The sequence below is a fragment of the Aquimonas voraii genome, from assembly GCF_900101825.1.
Taxonomy (GTDB): domain Bacteria; phylum Pseudomonadota; class Gammaproteobacteria; order Xanthomonadales; family Xanthomonadaceae; genus Aquimonas; species Aquimonas voraii.
In genome coordinates, this window is sequence record NZ_FNAG01000005.1 from 39,135 (window position 1) to 59,551 (window position 20,417).

The window sequence follows — 20,417 nt, forward strand, 5'->3', positions numbered from 1 at the left end:
AACCGGGAGTCCTGAACCATGGCCTTCAGCAGCGGAAACGACCAGCAGGGCGGGCCGATGGCGGAAATCAACGTCACGCCGCTGGTCGACGTGATGTTGGTGCTGCTGATCATTTTCATGATCACGGCGCCCCTGATGTCCCACAAGATCCAGGTGAAGCTGCCAGAGAACCGGCTGGAGGTCCCTGAACTCGCAGCGGTGCCGGGCCAGCCCATCACCATCGCGATCAAGGACACGGGCGAGATGTACTGGAACGACCAGCCGATCCAGCGCAGCCTGCTGGAATCGCAGCTGGCGGTGGAAGCGCAGAAGAAGCCCCAGCCCCGCGTCGAGATCCGCGCCGACCGCACCACGCGTTACCGCGTGGTGTCGGATGTGGTGAAGATCGCCAAGGACGTCGGCATGGCCAAAGTCGGCTTCGTGATCACCCCGGAACGGTAACAGGAGTCCACCATGGCATTTACTACTGGGGGTGGCGGCGGCGCGATGGCGGACATCAACGTCACGCCGCTGGTCGACGTGATGCTGGTGCTGCTGATCATCTTCCTGGTGACGGCGCCCATGCTGACGCGCGAGATCGAGATCGACCTGCCGCAGCAGAGCAACAAGCAGCCCGAGGAAGTCGTCGACCCGCCGCAGCCGATCCGACTGCGAATCGACGCCGACGGCAGCCTGTTCTGGGACAACTCGCCCATGCCGAAGGCGGCCTTGCTGCCCTCGCTGCGCGTGGAAGCCAGCCGCGACCCGCAGCCGCTGCTGGAAATCGAGGCGAATCAGGAAGTGCAGTACCACGTTCTGACCGAGGTCCTGTCCGAGGCCAAGAACGCGGACATGAAGAAGATCGGCTTCGTCGAGACGCTGTAGGCCTTCCTACTTGCTGGGTTGAACCTGCAAGGCCGCCTTCGGGCGGCCTTGTGCTATTTGGCCGCACACGCGTCAGACAGGGACCGACCGCCGTCGCCTCTGCTGCGTCCGGTGAGAACCGTCTTCGCCGGAACTCCAGCGAAACGAGCCACAACGGCAGAAGCCAAGGCGCTGGGCATCACCGAAGCAAGTACGGACGCGTGGCTGAATACAGCTCGGCGCGTCGACATTTTCATAAGAACCGCAAGCGCTTGCCGGCGAACTGAGTTCAGGCGCAATGTCGAACCCGCGGCATGCGCCGCCATCGGCCTCGGAGGCCGGGCAGCAGGCAAGGGACGGCCCAGACGGGAGCACGACCATGGCCTTCATGACTGCGGATGTTCCTTCACGCGCGGACAAAGCCGAGATCAACATCACCCCCCTGGTGGACGTGATGCTGGTTCTGCTCATCATCTTCCTGGTGGCAGCACCCGTGCTGGTGCGGCAGATCGAACTGCCGCTCACCGGCACGCCGCCGAAGCCCGACGTCGAACAGGCCCAGCTGCTGCTGCGCATCGACGCCGCCGGCGCTCTGCAGCTGGACGGCAGTCCCATGAGCCTCGCGGCGCTGGATCGCATCCTGCAGGTGGAAGCGCTGCGCGAGCAGCCGCCCGTGCTGCAGGTCGACGTAGCGCCGGAGGCTGCCTACGCGCGCATGACCGAGGTGCTGGCGCTGGCGCGCAGCCACGGACTGGAGCGTTTCGAGCTGCAGACGCACTGAAGCCGAGAACGCCGGAGTGCAGCGCCCGCTGACCTGCAGGCGCTGCAGCCGCCAGCGTGCCCCAAGACCGCTGACCCTCAGCGCGAAGACGTCCCTTCCAAGATCCGCAGATAGGCACGCACCGTGGCGTCCAGGCCCGCGTACAGGGCTTCACCGATCAGGGCGTGTCCGATCGACACTTCGACCACGCCCTGCACACGTGAAACGAACAGGCCCAGATTGGCCTGGCTCAGGTCATGCCCGGCATTGACACCGAGCCCAGCCGCCAGCGCATCCGACGCCGTCAGCGCGCAGTCGTCAAGCGCCGTATCGGGGCTACCCGCTGCGAAGGCCTCGGCATAGGGGCCGGTATAGATCTCGACGCGATCAAGGCCGATTGCCGCACCCGCAGCAGCACCGGCGCTGCCTGGATCGACAAAGGCGCTGACGCGGGCGCCGAGCGCGTGCAAGCGTGCGACGATCGGCGCCAGCAGCGCCGCATCGCGCACCAGGTCGAACCCGTGGTCCGAGGTGATCTGTCCATCATCATCAGGCACCAGGGTCACCTGCTGCGGACGCGCCGCCTCGACCAGCTCCATGAAGCCGGGATAGCCCGGGCGAGGGCCGGCGAAGGGATTGCCCTCAAGATTCAATTCAACGCCCTGCGGACGCCAGGCGGCGATGTCCAGCACATCCTGCGGACGCACGTGACGGCAGTCCGGGCGCGGGTGCAGGGTAATGCCCAAGCCGCCCGCATCGACGACGGTCTGCGCGGCGCGCAGCATCGAAGGCTCACTGCCGCCGCGCGAATTGCGCAGCACCGCGATCTTGTTGAGGTTGACGCTCAGCATCGTGTGCATGGCGCTCATTCCACCGTCACCGACTTGGCGAGGTTGCGCGGCTGGTCGACATCGGTGCCCTTCAGCACGGCGACGTGGTAGGCCAGCAGCTGCAGCGCAATATTGAAGACTGCCGGTCCGATCAGATTGCCGCCGGACTCCAGCTTCAGCAGCGCGCCGCGCTCAGGCGCCAGCGGCACCTCGACCTCGTTGTCGGCGATCACGAACAGCTCGCCACCGCGTGCGCGAACCTCCTCGAGATTGGACTTGAGCTTCTCCAGAAGCTGGTTGTTCGGTGCCACCGCGATCACTGGCATGTGCTCGTCCACCAGGGCCAAGGGGCCGTGCTTCAACTCACCGGCCGGATAGGCCTCTGCGTGGATATAGGAAATCTCCTTGAGCTTCAGCGCGCCCTCGATGGCGATCGGATAGCTCGCACCGCGACCCAGAAACAGCGCGTGCTGCTTGTCGACGAAACGTTCCGCCAGCGCATGCACCTGCGAGTCCAGTTTCAGCGCATCCGCCACGAGGCGCGGCAGCGAAGCGAGCTGGTTCACCAACCGCGCGTACTTCTGCTCAGCCATGCCGTTCAGGCGGCCCAGCTCCAGGGTCAGCAGGGCGAGTGCGGCGAGCTGGGTGGTGAAAGCCTTGGTCGAGGCCACGCCGATCTCGGGGCCGGCCCGGGTCATCAGCACGAGATCAGACTCGCGCACCAGCGAGGATTCCGGCACGTTGCAAACCGCCAACGCGCCCAGGTAGCGCGAGGTCTCGCGGCCCGAACGCAACGCGGCCAGGGTGTCGGCGGTTTCGCCCGACTGCGAGATCGCCACGAACAGCGTGCCTTCCGGCACGACGGTGGTGCGATAGCGGTACTCGCTGGCGACTTCAACCGAGCAGGGCAGGCCGGCGAGGGCTTCGATCCAGTACTTGGCGACCATGCCGGCGTGGTAGCTGGTGCCGCAGGCGACGATATGCAACTGCTTCACCTTGGCCAGCAACGGCTCGGCATCAACCCCGAACACGTTCGGCAGGATACGCTCGCCGCTGATCCGTCCTTCCAGCGTGCGCGCCACCGCTTCCGGCTGCTCGTGGATCTCCTTCAGCATGTAGTGGCGGTACTCGCCGCGCTCGACCGCATCGGCCGAAAGATCCGTCACCCGCTCCTCGCGTTCGACCGCGACGCCGCTGGCGTCGAAGACCGCATAGCCGTCGCGGCGGATCTCGACGATGTCGCCTTCCTGCAGGTAGACGAAGCGGTTGGTGACCCGCAGCAGGGCCTGCACGTCCGAGCCCAGGAAGTGCTCGCCGATGCCGATACCCACGACCAGCGGGCTGCCGCGGCGCGCACCGATCAGGCGCCCCGGTTCCTCGCTCGACAGCACCGCGATCGCATAGGCGCCATGCAGACGCTGGGTCGCCGCAACGACGGCGGCGCGCAGGTCCCGACCTTGCTTCAGCAGTGACTCGACCAGGTGGGCGATCACCTCGGTATCGGTTTCCGAGGTGAACTCATACCCGGCCGCCTGCAGCTCCGCGCGCAGCTCGGCATGGTTCTCGATGATGCCGTTGTGCACCACCGAAACGCGGTCCGCCGACACATGCGGATGCGCGTTGTGGGTGCTGGGCACGCCATGCGTGGCCCAGCGGGTGTGGGCGATGCCGATCTTCGCCGCCACCGGCTGTTCGGCCAGCAGCTGCTCCAGATCGCGAACCTTGCCCTTGGCGCGGCGGCGCTGCAGCTGCCCGTCCTGCAGCACGGCAAGCCCCGCCGAGTCATAGCCGCGGTACTCGAGCGCGTGCAGGCCCGCGATCAGGATGGCGCCGACATCGCGCTCGGCCACGGCTCCAACGATTCCACACATGGGATCAGCTCCGCTGCGGGCGCATGCGCCCTGTCAATGAAAAATGCCTTAGAGGCCCGTCATTCTGAGCCCAGTTCAGGCCTTCGCGAACCGCGCGCGCAAACGCCATCGCGCAATTGCCAGACCCAGCCCGGCGCCGGCCAGATTGCTGAACGCATCGCGCAGATCGACCTCGCGGCTCGGCTGCAGCGCTTGCGCAGCCTCGCTGCCAAGCGCCACCAGCAGGGCGATTGCGCCACACACCGCCAGCGCCCGGTCAGGGCCACGCATCTGCAGATGCAGGCGCAGCAGCAGGCCGCTCCACAGCGCGAACAGCGGCAGGTGGGCGAGGTTCAACGCCAGCCGAAGGGCAGCGCTGCTTTCGGGCAGCGGCAGCAGCAGCCCGATCAGGCCAAGCACGCTGAGCCCGACAAAGAGAGCGAGCGGCCAGACCGACGAGGCCTCATCCGCGCCGGGCATGCAGACGCCGCTCCCAGGCGAGTGCGCTGGCGCAGATCGCGTCGAGATCGTCGAGCGCGGGCCGCCAGCCAAGCACCTCGCCGATCCGCGTGCAGTCCGCTACCAGCTCCGGTGGATCCCCCGCACGACGCGGCTGATCCACGTGTGGCACGGTGCTCCCGGCCGCACGCGACATCGCCGCCAGCACCTCGCGCACGCTGTACCCGTGGCCATAGCCGGCGTTCAAGGTGACCGAGGCGCCGCCCTCGCGCAGATAGCGAAGCGCCGCAAGATGCGCCGCCGCGAGATCGACGACATGGATGTAGTCGCGCACGCCGGTGCCGTCCGCGGTCGGGTAGTCGGTGCCGAAGACCTGCACCGCGGCGCGCGTGCCAACGGCCGCCTCGGCGGCGACTTTGACCAGCAGGGTGGCGCGCTCGGTCGACTGGCCGATCCGTCCCTCCGGGTCGCAGCCAGCCACGTTGAAGTAGCGCAGGGCCACGTGCCGCAGCGTGCTGGCGGCGGACAGATCCCGCAGCATCCACTCGCTCATCAGCTTGCTGGTGCCGTAGGGATTGATCGGCGCCGTCGGCGCGTCCTCGCGGGCGCGGCCGCCGGCGGGAATGCCGTAGACGGCGGCGGTGGAGGAAAAGACGAAATGCTCGACGCCCGCGCGTGCGCAGGCGTCGAGCAGGTTGCGCGTGGCGCAGGTGTTGTTGCCGTAGTAGCGCAGCGGGTCCTCGACCGACTCCGGCACGATGGTGCGGGCAGCGAAGTGCATGACGGTGCGGATGCCGCGGGCGCGCAGCAGGGCCTCGACGGCCTCGCGATCGCCCACCTCGCCGACCACCAGCTCGGCACCGATCACCGCCTCGCGGAAGCCCGTGCTGAGGTTGTCGAGCACGACGACCCGTTCGCCGGCCTCGACCAGCTGCAGCACCACGTGGCTGCCGATATAGCCTGCGCCGCCGGTGACCAGGATGGGGCTGCGACTCATGGGTATCCTCGCTGGGGTTCCTTGGGCGACGCTGCCGACAAGCGCGCCTGCGCCCAGCCACAGACGTGGCGGATCAGGCGTTCGCGATCGGCAGGCCGGTAGAACAGATGATCGACGCGCGGCCAGTAATCGAAGCGTACGCGTCGATCGCGGGCGGCCGCGCCGAAGGTGGCCGCGAACTGTCGTGGATGCAGGAAGTAGTGCGCAATCCCGCCGGTGTACAGGGCCAGCACCTCGACGCCGCGCCGGCACAGCGCGGCGAGCTGCAGCGGCGCCTCGTCGGGCCGCGGCCAGTCGCGATAGTCGGCCTCGACCGCTGCCGGCGCCGCCTGTCCGCGCTCGCCTCGCGCGGCAAGGCGACGCGTGAGCGCGCGCCACAGGGCGGCGGGCGAGCGCGGCTGCAGCAGGCGCGCGAGTTGGAACCAGCGCCCGCCGTAGGCCACCGGATCCAGCAGCAGCAGGCCCTGCACGCGCGGATCGCGCAGCCCCAGTTGCCAGGCCGCGTCGGCGGCGCTGCAGATCCCGCCCACCACGAAGCGTTGGCAGCCGGTGCGGGCCTGCAGTCGGTCGAGCACGTCCGTCAGCAGCGCCTGCTGCGGTCGTTCGGCTGCCATCACCGCGTCGCCGATACCCGGCTGATCGAAGCGGAAGCTGGCGAAACCCAGGCTCGCCAGCTGGCGGGCCAGATGCACGTAGAGCCGGAACGGCCCCTGTCGGTGCACCGAGCCCGCGTTCAGCAGTACGAACACCACCTCGGTCGCGCCCATGGCTTCGTGCAGGACGCCGAAGCGACCGCCATCGAGTTCGAGCACGGACTCGTTCACCCCGCACCCGCAAGGCGTCGAGCCAGCTCCGCCGCCAGCGCGCGGACCTGCACCACCGGGAAGGGCGTGCTGAGGTTGATCTCCTCCACCCAGCCGGACAGCGCCGGCGGCAGCTCGGCGTCCAGCGCGAAACGCGGCGGCAGCGACACGCGCGCCGTGCTCAGCTGTTCGCGCAAGCGCGGATGCAGGCGGTGCCCCAGCAGCACATCGGGGGCAGGTTCGCTGCAGGCGGAGCGGCTGCCGTAGCGGTTCGGGCTGCGCAGCTCCTGCCGTTCCCGCGCCTCCAGCGTGGCGAGATAGGTGGCGCCCGAGGTCACCGGCTGCCAGCCGATCCAGTCCACGCCCTGCTCCGGCGCCAGCGCGGACGCCACCAGCGCACCCGCGCGCACGCCCAGCAGCAGCACCGGGCCCGTGTCCACCGCGCGCAGCCAGGCCAGGCCCAGCCGCGTGTCCTCACCCAGCTGGTCGAGGCAGAAGGCCGAATCCTCGCCGCTGGAATCGCCGCAGCCGGTGGGATCGAAGCGCAGGCTACCGATGCCGTGTTCGGCAAGCGCTTGGCTCAACAGGGCGAACAGGCGATAGCCGCGCTGCCACTCGTGCGGAAACGGTGGCACCAGCAGCAGCCGCGGCCCGTGCTTCGCGCTCGCGGCATACAGGCCGGCCAGCCAGCCGCTGGCGCCATGGATGCGCACCGGAGCGAAGGTCAGCGCGCTCATGCAGCAGCCCGTAGCAGGCACCGGCTGGAGGCGGCGGACAGCGGAATCGGAGGCGCTGCGGGCACGGTGTCGTGGGGTCCTGAGCCGAGCAGAGAGGGGCGGCGAACGATAACAGCTGCACCGGCAAACCGTGAACTGGCGCACATAAAGCAGCGGTGCTCGTCCTGGCCGCATGGCTGCCAGCCCGCAGGCCTGCCACTCCCATCCCCCAGCCTTGCGCCCCGTGTTCCTGCTCGCACTCCTGGTGTGACCGCAAGTGCATGTCCAAAAACGGATTTTTCAAGCTGCGCAGTGGGTCACCGAATTGTTTCGCAATTGTGCCAACCACCCCGCGAAACCCCGGGAAGCGGCCGCGTAGCCTGCGGTTGTAAACATTGGTGCCACGCCCATGACCCGTCTCCCCGCATTCTTCGGCAGCATCGTCCTCGTCCTGGTGGCCGGCATGGCTGCAGCGCCCACGGCAGTGGCGCAGACCAGCCCGCAGACCACGCCGCATCCGATCCTGTTCGTCACCCAGATGCCGATCTCGGCGGATTTCGCCGCGATCGGCTCGGTGTTCGCCAACCACCGGGCGAACATGGGCCTGGTCGGCCGCGGCGGCGATCTCTACCTCCGCTATCCCGATGGCAGCCTGCGCAACCTCACCCGCGAGGCCGGCTTCGGCACGGCGGCGGCCTTCCAGGGCGCCAATGCCATCGCCGTGCGCGACCCGGCGGTGCACTGGTCGGGCACCAAGGCGGTCTTCAGCATGGTGGTCGGCGCACCCAGCCAGCAGTACGGCGCCGACAACTTCTACTGGCAGCTGTATGAGGTCAGCGGCCTGGGCCAGGGCCAGACGGCTGTCATCACGCGCGTGGCCCAGCAGCCCGAGAACTACAACAACATCCAGCCGACCTACGGCTCGGACGGCGCGATCATCTTCGCCTCCGACCGTCCGCGCAGCGGCGAGCGCCACCTCTACCCGCAGCTCGATGAGTACGAGTCGACGCCGACGGTCAGCGGGCTGTGGAAGCTTTCGCCAGCGGGCGAGTTGAAACTGCTGGAGCACTCCCCCTCGGGCTCCTTCGATCCGCTGGTCGACAGCTCGGGGCGGGTGGTGTTCTCGCGCTGGGACCACCTGCAGCGCGACCAGCAGAACGAAGGCAGCTCCAATCCCTACGGCGCCTTCAACTACAGCTCGGAGGCGGCGAACTCGCAGCGCACGACGGATCGCACCGAGCACTTCCCCGAGCCGCGCGTGGCGGCCGCCGGCTCACAGGTGCAGGGCCTGCGCTTCAATCACTTCTTCCCCTGGCAGGTGAACCAGGACGGCACAGCCGCCCTGACCCTCAACCACGTCGGCCGCCATGAGCTGCACAGCTACTTCACCCGCAGCTTCAGCAACGACGCGAACCTGCGCGATTTCACGCCCTCCGGCGGCAACAGCTATCGCCTGCTGAACCTGCTGCACCTGGCCGAGGACCCTACCCAGCCCGGCCGCTTCTATGCCCTGAATGCGCCCGAGTTCGGCACCTTGAGCGGCGGCCAGATCATCCGCTTCAACGCCGCCATGGGCGCCAATCCCGACCAGATGCAGCTGCAGTCGGTGACCCATCCCGACACCGGCGGTACCACCACCACGGCCAACCACAGCGGCCACTACCGCAACCCGCTGCCCCTGTCGGATGGCAGCGTGATCGCTTCGCACACCGCCAGCACCGGCCTTGCGCGCGAGCTGGGCACCCGCGCCAACCCCAACCCCAGCCACAAATACCGCCTGACCCGGCTGAGCGTCGCCAACAACGGCAGCCTCGCCGCCTCGGCGACACCCCTGCTGGGCGAGACCGGCATCGTCCGCCGCGTCGAATACTGGGATCCGGATGTGCGGGTGACCTACGAGGGCCCGATGTGGGAACTCAGTGCCGTCGAAGTGCGCGCGCGTCCGGCACCACCGCAGACCGCCGAGGACATCGAGTCGCCCGAGCAGGCGGCCTTCGCCCAGGCCGGCGTCAGCCTGCAGGCGTTCCGCGAGTTCCTGCGCGAGCGCAAGCTCGGCGTGGTGGTGATGCGCGATGTTACCACCCGCGATCGCGCCGACCGTCAGCAGCCCTTCAACCTGCGGGTCGACGGCAGCGGCTACCAGAACCCGCCGAATCCGACCGGCACGGTCTACACCGTCAGTCACATGCAGTTCCTGCAGGCCGACCAGACCCGCGGCCTGACCATGGGCGGCAGCAGCCCCCGCGCGGGCCGACGCGTGCTGGCCGTGCCCATGCACGAAAGCGCAGCAGTGGGCCTGAACCCTGCCGCCCCCGGCGCACCGGCAGGCAGCGTGCGCATCGCCGGCGATGGCTCGGTGGCGGCCTTCGTGCCGGCTGGGCGTGCCCTGGTCTGGCAGAGCACCGCACCCAATGGCGAACCGGTGGTGCGCGAGCGCTACTGGCTGACGGTGCAGGCCGGCGAAGTCCGCGCCTGTGACGGCTGCCATGGCGTCAACACCGCCAGCCAGTCGGGCCAGCCGGCAAGCACCCAGGTGGCCGATGCCTTCGTCGATCTGCTCACGCGCTGGCAGGCCGAGAACGCGTCCCAGGCCCTGCGCATTTTTGCCGACAGCCTTGAGGACGGCTGAGCCGCGCGGTTCATCGCTCGTACTCTTCGGTTGCCTCCGCACCCGGGCCCCGCCGACGCCGGCCCCGGAGTTGCGGCCCACCTCGGCCGCATCCTCCGGCCAGGCACTTCGCAGCTCTCCAAGCCGCTTTCGCAGACGCTGTGCAGGCCCGACTGAAGGACGCGGGCAAGCACGGGCCACGCCCCACCGAACGCAGCGCCCCCACCCGCGCCAACCCTGCGGATCCCGAATAGCGTGATTGCCATCGCATTTTGCAGGCCGCAAAATGCGAACCAATCCACATTCCCTGGGGTTCACGCTCGGTGTCGACCCGCCTCCTGGCTGCCTTCGCTCAACCCGCGCACCCGACGGCTGGCGTCAACGCGGGCCCGCGCGCGCGGGCCCGGCGCTGAGCATCGGGCAGCCAGTCCATGGCCTTCGCGCTGTTCCTGCTCTATGTCGTCTTCACCTTCCTGCGTCCGGTGGAGCTGTTCGCTCCGGGCCTCGCCGAGGCGCGGCCGATGCTCGTGCTCTGGCTGCTCGCGTTCGCGGCGGCCCTGCTGTCGACCCTGATGCAGCGCCGTATCGCCCTGCGTCCTGTACACGCCGGGCTGCTCATCGCCTTCATCGCGGCGCTGGCGCTCTCGCGCGTGGCCAACGGCTGGGCCGGCGGGGCGATGGACGCGGTCTCCGAGTTCAGCGCCTCGGCCCTGCTGCTCGTACTCGCGGCGATGAACCTCACCCGCCTGCGTCGGCTGCAGTGGACGCTGGCCACCGTGACCCTGTGCATGCTCGTGCTCAGCCTGTTCGCGGTGAACGCCTACGAAACCGGCCATCGTGCCGACGACTTCGTGCTGCGCCAGGGCACCGGCGACGAGGCCGATCTGGTCGCCGCCGGCTACACCGGCGTGCCGGCCGAGGACGACACCGGCCAGAGCCTCTGGCGTGTGCACGGCCTGGGCATCCTCAACGACCCCAACGACTTCGGCCAGGCCCTGGTGATGAGCCTGCCGCTGCTGGCGCTGGCCTGGCGCCCGCGGCGCGCGCTGCGCAATGCCCTGATCGTCGGCCTGCCGATGGCCCTGATGCTCTACGCCATCTATCTCACCCATTCGCGCGGTGCGCTGCTCGGCATCGCGGTCCTGGGCCTGATGGCCCTGCGCGGCTGGCTGGGCAGCCTGCGCACGGCCGTCATCGGCGCCCTCGGCCTGGTACTGGCGATGGGCCTCGGCCTCGCTGGTGGGCGCGAATTCTCGACCCAGGAGCAGTCGGCCGGACAGCGCATCGAGGCCTGGTACGAAGGACTGCAGATGTTCCGCGAGAACCCGCTGTTCGGCGTTGGCTATGGGGCTTTCACCGACTACCACCCGCTGACCGCGCACAACAGCTTCGTGCTCTGCTTCGCCGAGTTGGGTCTGGTCGGGCTGCTGCCCTGGGTCGCCCTGCTGGTGCTGGCCTGGCGCGAGCTCGGCCAGGTCGCGGGCCTCGCACCGCCCGGCTCGACCGAGGCGCGCATGGCCGAGGCCCTGCGCATGGCCCTGCTCGGCTTCTTGGCCTGTGCCTGGTTCCTTTCGCGCACCTACCAGCCGCTGCTCTACCTGCTGCTGGGCCTGTGCATCGCCGCGGCCTGGGCAGCCCGCGAGAGGGCGCTGGCCAGCCCGGAAACCCACAACTGGCCGGCGCCACGCTGGCAGTTCGCCGCCGTGTTCACCGCGCTCGGCAGCATCGTCGTCGTCTATGCCTTCGTCGTGCTGGAGCGCATCACCGGATGAACACCGACCTGTCCCCACGCCATGCCTCGCGGACCGGGTCCGCAGCGAGGAACCGATGAGCCTCACCCTGCTGTTCGTCCTGCTGCTGCTCGCCGGTCTGGCCGGTTTCGCGGCGGTGCTGTACCTCGCCCACCGCCGCCATGTGCTGGGCTGGCTCAGCGCCTGGCTGCGCCAGGACTGGCGCGCGCCGGCGCCCACGGGCGTCACCCGACATCTGTTGTTCTGCTTCGTCGACCACTACGAGCCGCAGTGGGGCCGCGCCGACTACGCGCGCGAGTGCGCGCGGGTGACCCGCTGGCGCAGGGACTACCCCAAGGTCTGCGAGGGATACCGCGACGCCGATGGCCGCGCGCCGGTGCACACCTTCTTCTACCCGGAAGAGGAATACCGCGCCGAGCACCTCGATGCCCTGGTCGAGCTGTGCCGCATGGGCCTGGGCGAGATCGAAGTGCACCTGCACCACGACCGCGACACCGAGGCCAACCTGCGTCAGACCCTGCGCCGCTTCACCCGCCAGCTGGTCGAGCGCCACGATGCGCTGCCGGTCGATCCCACCACCGGCCAGCCACAGTGGGCCTTCATCCATGGCAACTGGGCGCTGGACAACAGCCACCCGTACGGCCACGGCTGCGGGGTCAACAACGAGTTGATCGTGCTGCGCGAAGAGGGCTGCTATGCCGACTTCACCTTTCCCTCGGCGCCCGACCCGACCCAGCCCTCGAACATCAACCGCATCTACTACGCCAAGGACGATCCGCAGCGGCCGAAGTCACACGAGCGTGGCCAGCGGGTGCGTGTCGGCGGCCAGCCCTGGGGCGACCTGATGCTGATCCAGGGCGTGCTTGGCCTGAACTTCCGCAGCCGCAAGTACGGCCTCTTGCCGCGAATCGAGAACTCGGACATCCGCGCGGTCAGCCCGCCCTCACCCGCGCGCATCGACGACTGGGTGCGCGCTGGCATCCACGTCGAGGGCCGCCCCGAATGGACCTTCGTCAAGATCCACACCCACGGCACCCAGGACTGCGATCTCGACACCCTGCTTGGCGCGCCGATGCGCGAGGCCTTCGCCCACCTCGAACAGGCCTACAACGACGGTGAGCGCTGGCAGCTGCACTACGTCTCGGCGCGCGAGATGTACAACATCGCCAAGGCCGCCGAAGCCGGCGAAACCGGCAACCCCGGGCAGTACCGCGATTACCGCATCGCCCGCCCCGCCTATGCGCCGCGCAGCGCCGTCGAGGCCGCCTGATGCCGTGGATCGCGCTGCTGCTGTTCGGCGTCGGCATGATCGCGCTGACCTGGCTCGGCTACCCGCTGCTGCTGTGGCTGCGTGCGCGCCGCGCCGCGCCGAATGCGCCCGCGCCCGAGCCGACGCAGTGGCCGCGCTTGAGCGTGATCCTGATCGCCCACAACGAAGAGGCCGCGATCGCCCGCAAGCTGCGCAACCTGCTGGCGCTGGACTATCCGCCCAAGCGCATCGAGATCGTGCTGGCCTGCGACGGCAGCAGCGATCGCACCGAGGCCGCGGCGCAGGCCGTCCACGACCCTCGCGTTCGCGTGTTGGCCTTCGCCCAGCGGCGCGGCAAGGCCGCCTGCCTCAACGACGCCGTGGCCGCGGCCCATGGCGAGGTGCTGCTGTTCTGCGATGTGCGCCAGCGCATCGAGCTCGGCGCTGCGCGTCTGTTGATCGCGCGCCTGCTGCAGCCGGGTGTTGGCGTGGTCGGCGGTGAGCTCGCCTTCGAGGCCGAAGGCACCCGGGGCTTCGGCCATACCGTCGATGCCTACTGGCGCTACGAGAAGCGCGTCCGTCGGCTCGAATCGGCCGCCGGCTCGGTGGTCGGCGTCAGCGGCGCGCTCTATGCCATGCGTCGCGCCGACTACTCGCCGATCCCGCCGCAGACGATCCTCGACGACGTCCTGATCCCGATGCGCCGCGCCATGGCCGGCGAGCGCGTGCTGTTCGAGGCCGGCGCCATCGCCTGGGACCGGCCCAGCGCCGGGCTCGACCAGGAAAGCCGTCGCAAGGTGCGCACGCTGGCCGGCAACTTCCAGCTGCTGGCGCTGGAACCGCGGCTGCTGAACCCCGCCGCCAATCCGCTGTTCCTGCGCTTCGTCGGGCACAAGCTGCTGCGACTCGCCGGCCCGCTGTTCCTCGCGCTCGCCCTGTTCGCCCACCTGATGCTGGTGCGCGACAGCGGTTTCTGGGCGCTGCTGCTGCTGCCGCATCTCGGCGCCTGGGCACTGGGCCTGCTGGCACCCGCCGTGCCTGCGCTGAAGCGCCTGCCGCTGGCCGGCCTGATCACCGGCTTCGTGCAGATGCAGCTCTGCGTGGTGCGCGGTTTCATCGACATCCTGCACCGCCCGGCGCAGGACATCTGGAAGACCCGATGAGCGCGCTGCCGCCAGATTCGCCTCGGCCTGCGCAGCGCTCAGCGCCGCAGCGCCTGCGCGTACAGCCCGGCGTAGCGCGCGCGCGCGCGCTCGATGCCGACCTCGCGCTCGGCCCAGGCGCGCGCAGCCTCGCCCAGGCGCTGGCGCTGTTCCGCGTCGCCAAGCAGTTCGCCGAGCAGCGCCTCGAGCGCGGCCGCATCGTCGCTCTCGAACAGCCGCCCGCGCTCGCCGTCGGCCACGATCTCCGGATTGCCGCCGACGCGGCTCGCGACGATCGCGCAGCCGGCCGCGCTGGCCTCGAGCAGGGCGATCGACAGGCCTTCGGTGCGCGAGGGCTGCACGAACACATCGAAGGCGCAGAGCAGCCGCGCGACATCGCTGCGGTCGCCGGCGAAATGCACGCAGTCGACGAGGCCCAGCGCGTGTACCTGCTGCTGCAGCGACGCGCGCAGCGGGCCATCGCCCACCAGCATCAGCTGCAGGTCGGCAAAGCCTGCGCGCAGGGCCGGCAGCAGGCCCAGCAGCAGCGCATGGTTCTTCAGCGCCACCAGGCGGCCGACGCAGCCCAGCACCGGGGCCTCGGCCGACAGCCCGAGCAGCGCGCGCGCCTCGGCGCGGGCGCTGTCTCCGCGGGCGAAGCGCTGCACCGGAATGCCGTTGTCCAGCGCCACCGTGCGCGCGGCCGGCAACAGGCCCGCGCCGACCAGATGCGCGCGCGCGGCCTCGCCCACCGTGGCCACGCGCGCGGTGCGCAGCAGGCTCAAGCGGAAGAACATGCGCAGCCGCCGTTGCGCCAGCCGCGTGCCCATGTTGTGGCAGGTGTTCACCAGCGCGCAGCGCAGCCCGAGCAGGGCGATCGCCGCGTAGTAGTTGGGCACGAAATTGTGGCTGTGCACCACCTCGACACCGCGCTCGCGCACCAGCGTGCGCAGGCGTCGAATCAAGGCAAGGTCGAAGCCGCCGCGCTTGTCGCCCTGGATCACCTCGACCCCGCCGGCTTCGAGCTCGCCGCGAAACCCCTCGGTGCGGTTCAGGCTGAACACCGCCACGCGCTGGCCGGCCGCGTGCTGGCTCAGCGCCAGATCGCAGACGAAGCGCTCCAGCCCTCCCGTCTCAAGGCTGTCGACCACATGCAGCAGACAGGGATGCACGCACGCATCGGCAGGCATTCGCAGACTCTCGCAGGCCAGCGCAGGCCGGGCGCCTGCGGGCGGCGATTGTTCCACAGCGCGCAGGTCGCAGCGGCGACGCGTGGCGCACGGGAGGCCGCGGCATGAGCGGCGCCTTCGGCCGCGTCGCCGCCCTGCGCGGCGCCCTGATGATGACCGGCTCGACCTATGCCGTGTATGCGCTCGGCCTGCTGGTCAGCGCGTTGATCGCGCGCGATCTCGGCCCCGACCGCTTCGGCCACTACGCCTATCTGGTGTGGCTGTCCGGCGTGCTCGGCATCATCGCCAACAACGGCCTGACCACCACCGGCATCCGCTTCGTGTCCGAATCACTGGGCCGCGGCGAGCGCGACGCCGCCGCGCGCGTGCAGGGCTGGCTGTGGCGCCGGCAGCTGTTGTGCCTGATCGCGGTGGCCCTGGGTTATGCCGCGACCTTGCCCTTCATCGAGCGCAGCGGCTGGCAGCAGGAGCAGCTGTTGCTGTTCACCGCGCTGGCCGTGCTCAGCATGAGCGGCAAGTCGGTCTTCCTCTTCTACACCTCGATGGCCAAGGGCCACGGCCGCTTCGAGCTGGAGGCCGGCATCACCGTGGCTCTCGGCCTCGTCAACGCGCTGGCAGTGGCCCTGCTGTTCTGGCGTGGCGCTTCGCTGCTGGCCTACCTGCTGGTGTTCACCGCCACCAGCCTGGTTTTCGGCGTACTGGGCTTCGTCGGCGCACGCCGCGCCGACGTGCGCGGCGCGCGCGAGGCACCGCCGGCCGAGCTCCTGGCGCGTCTGCGTCCGCACCTGTTCTGGACCATCGCGCTGGTCATCGCCGCCGCGCTCGGCAACAAGTCGGTCGAGACCTACCTGCTCAACCTGTTCACCGGCTCGGCTGCCGTCGGCTATTTCGCCATCGCCGCCGCACTCACCCGCGGCGGCGTCGACCTGCTGTCCTCCGGCCTGTCGACCGTGCTGATGCCGATGATGGCGCACGCCTACGGCGCCCACGGTCTTGAGCAGGTCGGCCGCGTGCTTGGCCATGCGGTGCGCATCTTCCTGTTCTTCGGGCTGCTGCTGGCGGGCAGCGCCGCCCTGGCCGCGGACCTCGCCGTGCAGCTCCTCTACGGCAGCGCCTATGCCCCGGTGGCCGATGTCTTCCGCTGGATGGTCGTCGTCGGCGGCCTCACGCTCAGCGAAGGCGCCTTTGGCGCCCTGCTGTCGACCACCGACCACCAGCGCCTGCGCGCGCTGATCGCCGCCAGCAGCATCCTGCTCACCCTGGTGCTGGCGCTGCTGTGGATACCGCGCTTTGGCCTGATGGGCGCGCTGGCCGCGCACGCGAGCTCGCGCCTGCTGCTGATGGGCGTGCTGGTGCTCGGCACGCGCCTCGCGCTGGGCCTGCGCCTGCCCTGGCGCGAACTGTCGCGGCTGGCCGCCGCCGCTGTGCTGGCCGCCGTGCCCGCCGTGGGCCTGGCCCTGCTCACCACCGACCCTTGGCTGCGCTTTGCGGCCGGCGTGCTCTACGCACTGCTGTTCATCGGCCTGGGCCTGCTGCTGCGGGCCTGGCGCAGCGAAGACGCCGACACCCTGCAGGAAGCCCTGGCCCGCCTGCCGCGCCTGCAGACCCGCCTCGGCCCCTGGCTGCACAGCTGGGGCCAGCGCATGCGCGAGCATGAGGCATGAGCACGCGGCGCGATCCGGGCCGCGACAGCGCCCGCCGCTGCCACTCCATCCCGGACGGGCGCGCGACCGCCGCGGCAGCTGCGAAGGCACCCCGCGCATCCCACCCATCGCGGCCTCTGAGGGGAGACACCGCATGAAGCGACTGCTGCTGGCCCATGCACTCAAGCGCAGCGGCGCCCTGGCCCTGCTGCGAACGGTCTACCGCCCGCGCGGCCTGCTGTGCCTCAACTACCACCGCATCGCCAGCCAGCTGCCCCGCTATTGCGACCCCGGCGTGATCAGCGCCAGCGCGGAGCAGTTCGCCGCGCAGATCCGGTTTCTCAAGCGCCACGCCGAGCTGATCACCCCCGATGAGATTCAAGACGCGCGCCGCAGCCGCGGCCGCTTCGCGCTGGTGACCTTCGACGACGGCTACAGCGACAACTACCACGCCGCCTTCGAAGTGCTGTGCCACGAGCGCGCGCGCGCCACCTTCTTCATCGCCACCGGCTACATCGACAACCCGCGCCTGTCCTGGTGGGACGCCATAAACGCCCTGATCGACAGCACGAGCGCCCGCCGCCTGCACCTGCCCGAGTTCGAGCTGCCACCGCTCAGCCTGGCCCCCGAGCAGCGCCCCGACGCCGTGCACCAGCTGCTGCGCCTGTACAAGCGCCTGCCCGGCGAGCGCGCCGCCGCCCTGCTGCAGCGCCTGCGCGAGCTCCCCGACGCGCAGCAGCCCGACGCCAGCGAGCAGTGGATGAGCTGGGACATGCTGCGCGAGATGCAGGCCCACGGCATGCACATCGGCGGCCACACCATGCACCACCCTGTGCTGTCGCGCCTGCCGATCGAGGAGCAGCGCGAAGAAATCCTCGGCTGCGCCGAACGCCTGCAGACCGAACTCGGCCGCCCGATGCGCGCCTTCGCCTACCCGGTCGGCAACCGCGACAGCTTCAACGCCGACACCCGCCAGGTGCTGAAAGAAACCGGCGTGCGCTACGCGTTCTCGTACTACGGCGGCTTCCACGGAATGGACACGGAGGATGACTACGACATCCGCCGCGAACCGATTGAGCCGTATGTGGCGCCGGCCTTGTTCGAGGGGATTTTTGGCTTGCCGCGGGTGTTTTGTGGGGGGTGAGGGGGGGCTCGCTTTCGCGGGCACTGCCACAACGCACGGGTGGGAGCGCAGGAGCAATGCCGAACCCGGACAGGGGTGCGGCCGGCTTGAAAGCGCGGGTTGAGCGCGCGGAGGGATCGCGGTAGCGTGCGACTTGAGCGGAGCCAAGCGCCCCGCTGCAAGGTGATGATTTGCGAATCTATCTACGATTCATGGGAGCCGCGATGCGCGAGTTATGCGGCGGGTTAGGCGTCAATTTGACCTCTACATTGAGTTTGGTCTCCTCAATATGCGTCGTAAGCGCCTCAACCATGCAGTCGAAACCCTATGTGCCATGTTCTGTGGGTGGCGGCTCATGAACTCCTACAAGGAGCTTGAAGGCCTCGGTTCGGGTACGTTGGAGATCGACGCACTGAATCTGCATTGCCAATTCAATGGTGAGCCTATAGCGCCATTATCCATCGCGCACGAGCTGCATGCCTGGTTATCCAAAGATCTAGAGCAGCATGGAATTCTGCGTGCTGAAATTCAGGAAGCTACCCTATCCGTTGCGGTGGATCTGGTTCGCTCGCCGAAGTTCCAGGGGCCGCAGGGAAGCTTCTATATTGGCAAGGATGGTAAGCCCATCGAAAAGGGCGAGTTCTTTCGGTTAGCTGCTGACTGCAAAAGTCTTGTGCGCACAGATGAGGCTAGGTATGGGTCAGCACGAACGCACAAAGAACAATGGCCGGTGGGTTGGCCGGAGATCTAGCAATTCGCTGCAGGCGCAACGGCCCTGACGGGCCGCGGCCCGAGCTCAAACGTTAGGCATCTTGGGGGTGGTTGTGCGAAAGCTGTACAAGAATATTGACGGCAAGTTGAGATATCACGAGGCGTGGGCATCATCTGAAGACGGCGTGGCCACAGAGCATTGGGGTTCAGTGGGGGAAGACGGAGAAATAAGGCAGCACCCCATACCAAAAGGCACAAGTGAAGCGAAGATGCTAAAAAGCATCCTCGAAGGGGCTGCGAAGAATGGATTCCTACCAATTCCGGTGAGAAAACACCGAACGGTCGTTGTTGAGTACAAAATATCTGAATTTGGTACCGACGATGACTTTAAGAAGAGGTTGGCGGTTGATAGCCACCTAAATAATGTTCTTGGGTGGACCGGGCTCGGGCATGTTGATGGCGGCAGCACTGGGTCCGGAACCATGGAGATCGTCTGTGTCGTTGTAGATCCAGAAGTGGCAATCAGGGTCATTAAGGAAAACATGAACGACGCCCAGTTCTCTGGGTACAGTCGTATCTACGTAGAAGATGCCTGACAATTCGCTGCAGGGTCGACGGCCCTGACGGGCCGCGCCCTGAAACGTTAGCCGACATGTGCCTCGAAATCCTCGCCTCCATTGCCCCTGAAGCGAAGAGCCGCATATCCACAGAGCGTCTGTCGCAACTTTGCGGGCTTGCAGTTTCCTCTCGCAAAGTACGGGGCGTACCTTCACTTCATTTTTCTGTTACTGGCGGCTGTTCCTGTGAGTTTCTATCCGACGACGCCGACTTCGAAAGTGAAACGTGGACCCTTGCGCCTGACCACTTGGCCGCGCTATCGCATGCGGTGTCGGCCTTGTCGAAGGAGTGCAGGAAATTCTCCTTCGTTGCTCACTGGTTGAATGGCGAGCGCCCGCGAAGAACTGAAAGGGTCAGCGGCTCTGCCTTGGCTAAGCTCGTCTCTGAAAACAAGGTTGGCAACAATGTCCTCTACATTGCCGGCTAACCCTTTGTTGCAGAGGGCTCGGAAAATAGGGTCGAGTTCATTCATTCCGAGGAAGAAAATGAACCTGAACCCGTATTTGGTCTGGATGGACTGTGATCATGAGAATCGGTGATGGCGGTCGTTTCTGCGTTGAATACGAGATCGCGGAGACCGTTGAGACTTGGGTGTTTGGTAAGCTCTGTTTCATCGTAGACGGATCGATCGTTGGCGATCCCGGCGATCGATCCGTCGACCTGAAAGGTTGCTTGCGATGGCTTGAGGAGTTTCTTGCCCAGCCCAAGGCTCGTTACGAGCCTGGGCTGTTCGACATGCCGAAGGAGCAGGCGTTTCTTCGTCTTGGGGCGTCTGTCTTGACATCCGAAGACGGGGGCGATTTCGCGAAGGAGATTTACGAAGACACCTACGGCAGATTTCATATCTCGCATTTAGGGATGTCATCGTTTGACTCTGTGGTTCTTCTGCTCGCCCAAGATGAGAAAGGACGCTCTCGCCTGATATGGAAGGATGGTGCGGGTGGGCTTCATGAGGCGGTTCTCCCCGCAGGAGAGGTCGAAAGAGTTCTTCAATCTGCGGCTGACGCTTTGAGGAAGTCGATTGCTGCCGTTGCTTGATGGTTTGTTGTCGCAGACAGTGCAAGGAATGAATTTGCAATTGCTGATCGAGTTTTCAATCAGTTAAGCGAAACAGAGCGAAGCAG

General features: G+C 67.9%; 20 protein-coding genes. 13 read left to right on the forward strand and 7 right to left on the reverse strand.

What is annotated here, in order from left to right:
* Window positions 1-18: 18 nt before the first annotated feature.
* The 3 genes from BLP83_RS10080 (at window position 19) to BLP83_RS10090 (ending at window position 1,624) form a co-directional block, all read left to right on the forward strand.
* A complete protein-coding gene (locus tag BLP83_RS10080; RefSeq protein WP_091242137.1) occupies window positions 19-441 on the forward strand; it encodes an ExbD/TolR family protein in 423 nt (140 codons plus the stop codon).
* Between the two features lie 12 nt (window positions 442-453).
* Window positions 454-864: an ExbD/TolR family protein gene (locus tag BLP83_RS10085; RefSeq protein WP_091242140.1), complete on the forward strand. Its 411-nt coding sequence runs from the start codon at window positions 454-456 to the stop codon at window positions 862-864.
* A gap of 358 nt (window positions 865-1,222) precedes the next feature.
* Window positions 1,223-1,624 (forward strand): ExbD/TolR family protein, encoded by a 402-nt coding sequence (locus tag BLP83_RS10090; protein WP_176764114.1) that lies wholly within the window; start codon window positions 1,223-1,225, stop codon window positions 1,622-1,624.
* A 77-nt stretch (window positions 1,625-1,701) separates the two neighbouring features.
* Here BLP83_RS10090 and BLP83_RS10095 read toward each other — a convergent pair whose 3' ends face one another.
* The 6 genes from BLP83_RS10095 to BLP83_RS10120 form a co-directional block, all read right to left on the reverse strand.
* The gene (locus BLP83_RS10095) at window positions 1,702-2,463 is read right to left on the reverse strand and encodes a pyridoxine 5'-phosphate synthase (protein ID WP_091242523.1); all 762 of its coding nucleotides are present in this window, start codon (window positions 2,461-2,463) and stop codon (window positions 1,702-1,704) included.
* A gap of 5 nt (window positions 2,464-2,468) precedes the next feature.
* A complete protein-coding gene (glmS, locus tag BLP83_RS10100; protein ID WP_091242146.1) occupies window positions 2,469-4,304 on the reverse strand; it encodes a glutamine--fructose-6-phosphate transaminase (isomerizing) in 1,836 nt (611 codons plus the stop codon).
* Window positions 4,305-4,379: 75 nt separating this feature from the next.
* The gene (locus BLP83_RS10105) at window positions 4,380-4,763 is read right to left on the reverse strand and encodes a VanZ family protein (RefSeq protein ID WP_091242147.1); all 384 of its coding nucleotides are present in this window, start codon (window positions 4,761-4,763) and stop codon (window positions 4,380-4,382) included.
* Complete coding sequence (gene galE, locus BLP83_RS10110) at window positions 4,747-5,739, reverse strand: UDP-glucose 4-epimerase GalE (RefSeq protein WP_091242150.1); 993 nt, start codon at window positions 5,737-5,739, stop codon at window positions 4,747-4,749. The genes BLP83_RS10105 and galE overlap by 17 nt, the downstream gene beginning before the upstream one ends.
* Complete coding sequence (locus BLP83_RS10115) at window positions 5,736-6,563, reverse strand: hypothetical protein (protein ID WP_091242153.1); 828 nt, start codon at window positions 6,561-6,563, stop codon at window positions 5,736-5,738. Before BLP83_RS10115 ends, galE begins: the two co-directional genes overlap by 4 nt.
* Window positions 6,560-7,279, reverse strand: a complete 720-nt coding sequence (locus BLP83_RS10120; RefSeq protein WP_091242155.1) for an alpha/beta hydrolase family protein — start codon at window positions 7,277-7,279, stop codon at window positions 6,560-6,562. Before BLP83_RS10120 ends, BLP83_RS10115 begins: the two co-directional genes overlap by 4 nt.
* A gap of 388 nt (window positions 7,280-7,667) precedes the next feature.
* On the opposite strand from BLP83_RS10120, the gene BLP83_RS10125 reads away from it, so the two are divergent.
* The 4 genes from BLP83_RS10125 (at window position 7,668) to BLP83_RS10140 (ending at window position 14,029) form a co-directional block, all read left to right on the forward strand.
* Window positions 7,668-9,887, forward strand: coding sequence for an HzsA-related protein (locus BLP83_RS10125; RefSeq protein WP_176764115.1), 2,220 nt, complete (start codon window positions 7,668-7,670; stop codon window positions 9,885-9,887).
* A gap of 410 nt (window positions 9,888-10,297) precedes the next feature.
* Complete coding sequence (locus BLP83_RS10130) at window positions 10,298-11,638, forward strand: O-antigen ligase family protein (protein ID WP_091242157.1); 1,341 nt, start codon at window positions 10,298-10,300, stop codon at window positions 11,636-11,638.
* A gap of 55 nt (window positions 11,639-11,693) precedes the next feature.
* Complete coding sequence (locus BLP83_RS10135; RefSeq protein WP_091242159.1) at window positions 11,694-12,887, forward strand: hypothetical protein; 1,194 nt, start codon at window positions 11,694-11,696, stop codon at window positions 12,885-12,887.
* Window positions 12,887-14,029, forward strand: coding sequence for a glycosyltransferase family 2 protein (locus BLP83_RS10140; protein WP_091242161.1), 1,143 nt, complete (start codon window positions 12,887-12,889; stop codon window positions 14,027-14,029). The genes BLP83_RS10135 and BLP83_RS10140 overlap by 1 nt, the downstream gene beginning before the upstream one ends.
* Window positions 14,030-14,067: 38 nt before the next feature.
* On the opposite strand, the gene BLP83_RS10145 is transcribed toward BLP83_RS10140, so the two are convergent.
* Entirely contained in the window at window positions 14,068-15,180 is a 1,113-nt protein-coding gene (locus BLP83_RS10145) for a glycosyltransferase (protein WP_176764116.1), read from the reverse strand.
* 122 nt (window positions 15,181-15,302) lie between these two features.
* Between BLP83_RS10145 and BLP83_RS10150 the strand changes: the two genes are divergently transcribed.
* From BLP83_RS10150 to BLP83_RS10160, 6 genes are all read left to right on the forward strand, one after another.
* Window positions 15,303-16,862 carry a lipopolysaccharide biosynthesis protein gene (locus BLP83_RS10150; RefSeq protein ID WP_091242165.1) on the forward strand — a complete coding sequence of 520 codons (1,560 nt, stop codon included), beginning with the start codon at window positions 15,303-15,305 and terminating at the stop codon, window positions 16,860-16,862.
* A 133-nt stretch (window positions 16,863-16,995) separates the two neighbouring features.
* Complete coding sequence (locus BLP83_RS10155) at window positions 16,996-17,985, forward strand: polysaccharide deacetylase family protein (protein ID WP_143006632.1); 990 nt, start codon at window positions 16,996-16,998, stop codon at window positions 17,983-17,985.
* Window positions 17,986-18,319: 334 nt separating this feature from the next.
* Window positions 18,320-18,715 (forward strand): hypothetical protein, encoded by a 396-nt coding sequence (locus BLP83_RS18290; protein ID WP_143006633.1) that lies wholly within the window; start codon window positions 18,320-18,322, stop codon window positions 18,713-18,715.
* A 73-nt stretch (window positions 18,716-18,788) separates the two neighbouring features.
* On the forward strand, window positions 18,789-19,271 hold the full coding sequence (locus BLP83_RS18295) for a hypothetical protein (RefSeq protein WP_143006634.1): 483 nt from the start codon (window positions 18,789-18,791) through the stop codon (window positions 19,269-19,271).
* A gap of 56 nt (window positions 19,272-19,327) precedes the next feature.
* On the forward strand, window positions 19,328-19,720 hold the full coding sequence (locus BLP83_RS18300; protein ID WP_143006635.1) for a hypothetical protein: 393 nt from the start codon (window positions 19,328-19,330) through the stop codon (window positions 19,718-19,720).
* A gap of 98 nt (window positions 19,721-19,818) precedes the next feature.
* Window positions 19,819-20,331 (forward strand): Imm42 family immunity protein, encoded by a 513-nt coding sequence (locus tag BLP83_RS10160; RefSeq protein ID WP_091242170.1) that lies wholly within the window; start codon window positions 19,819-19,821, stop codon window positions 20,329-20,331.
* Window positions 20,332-20,417: the final 86 nt, after the last annotated feature.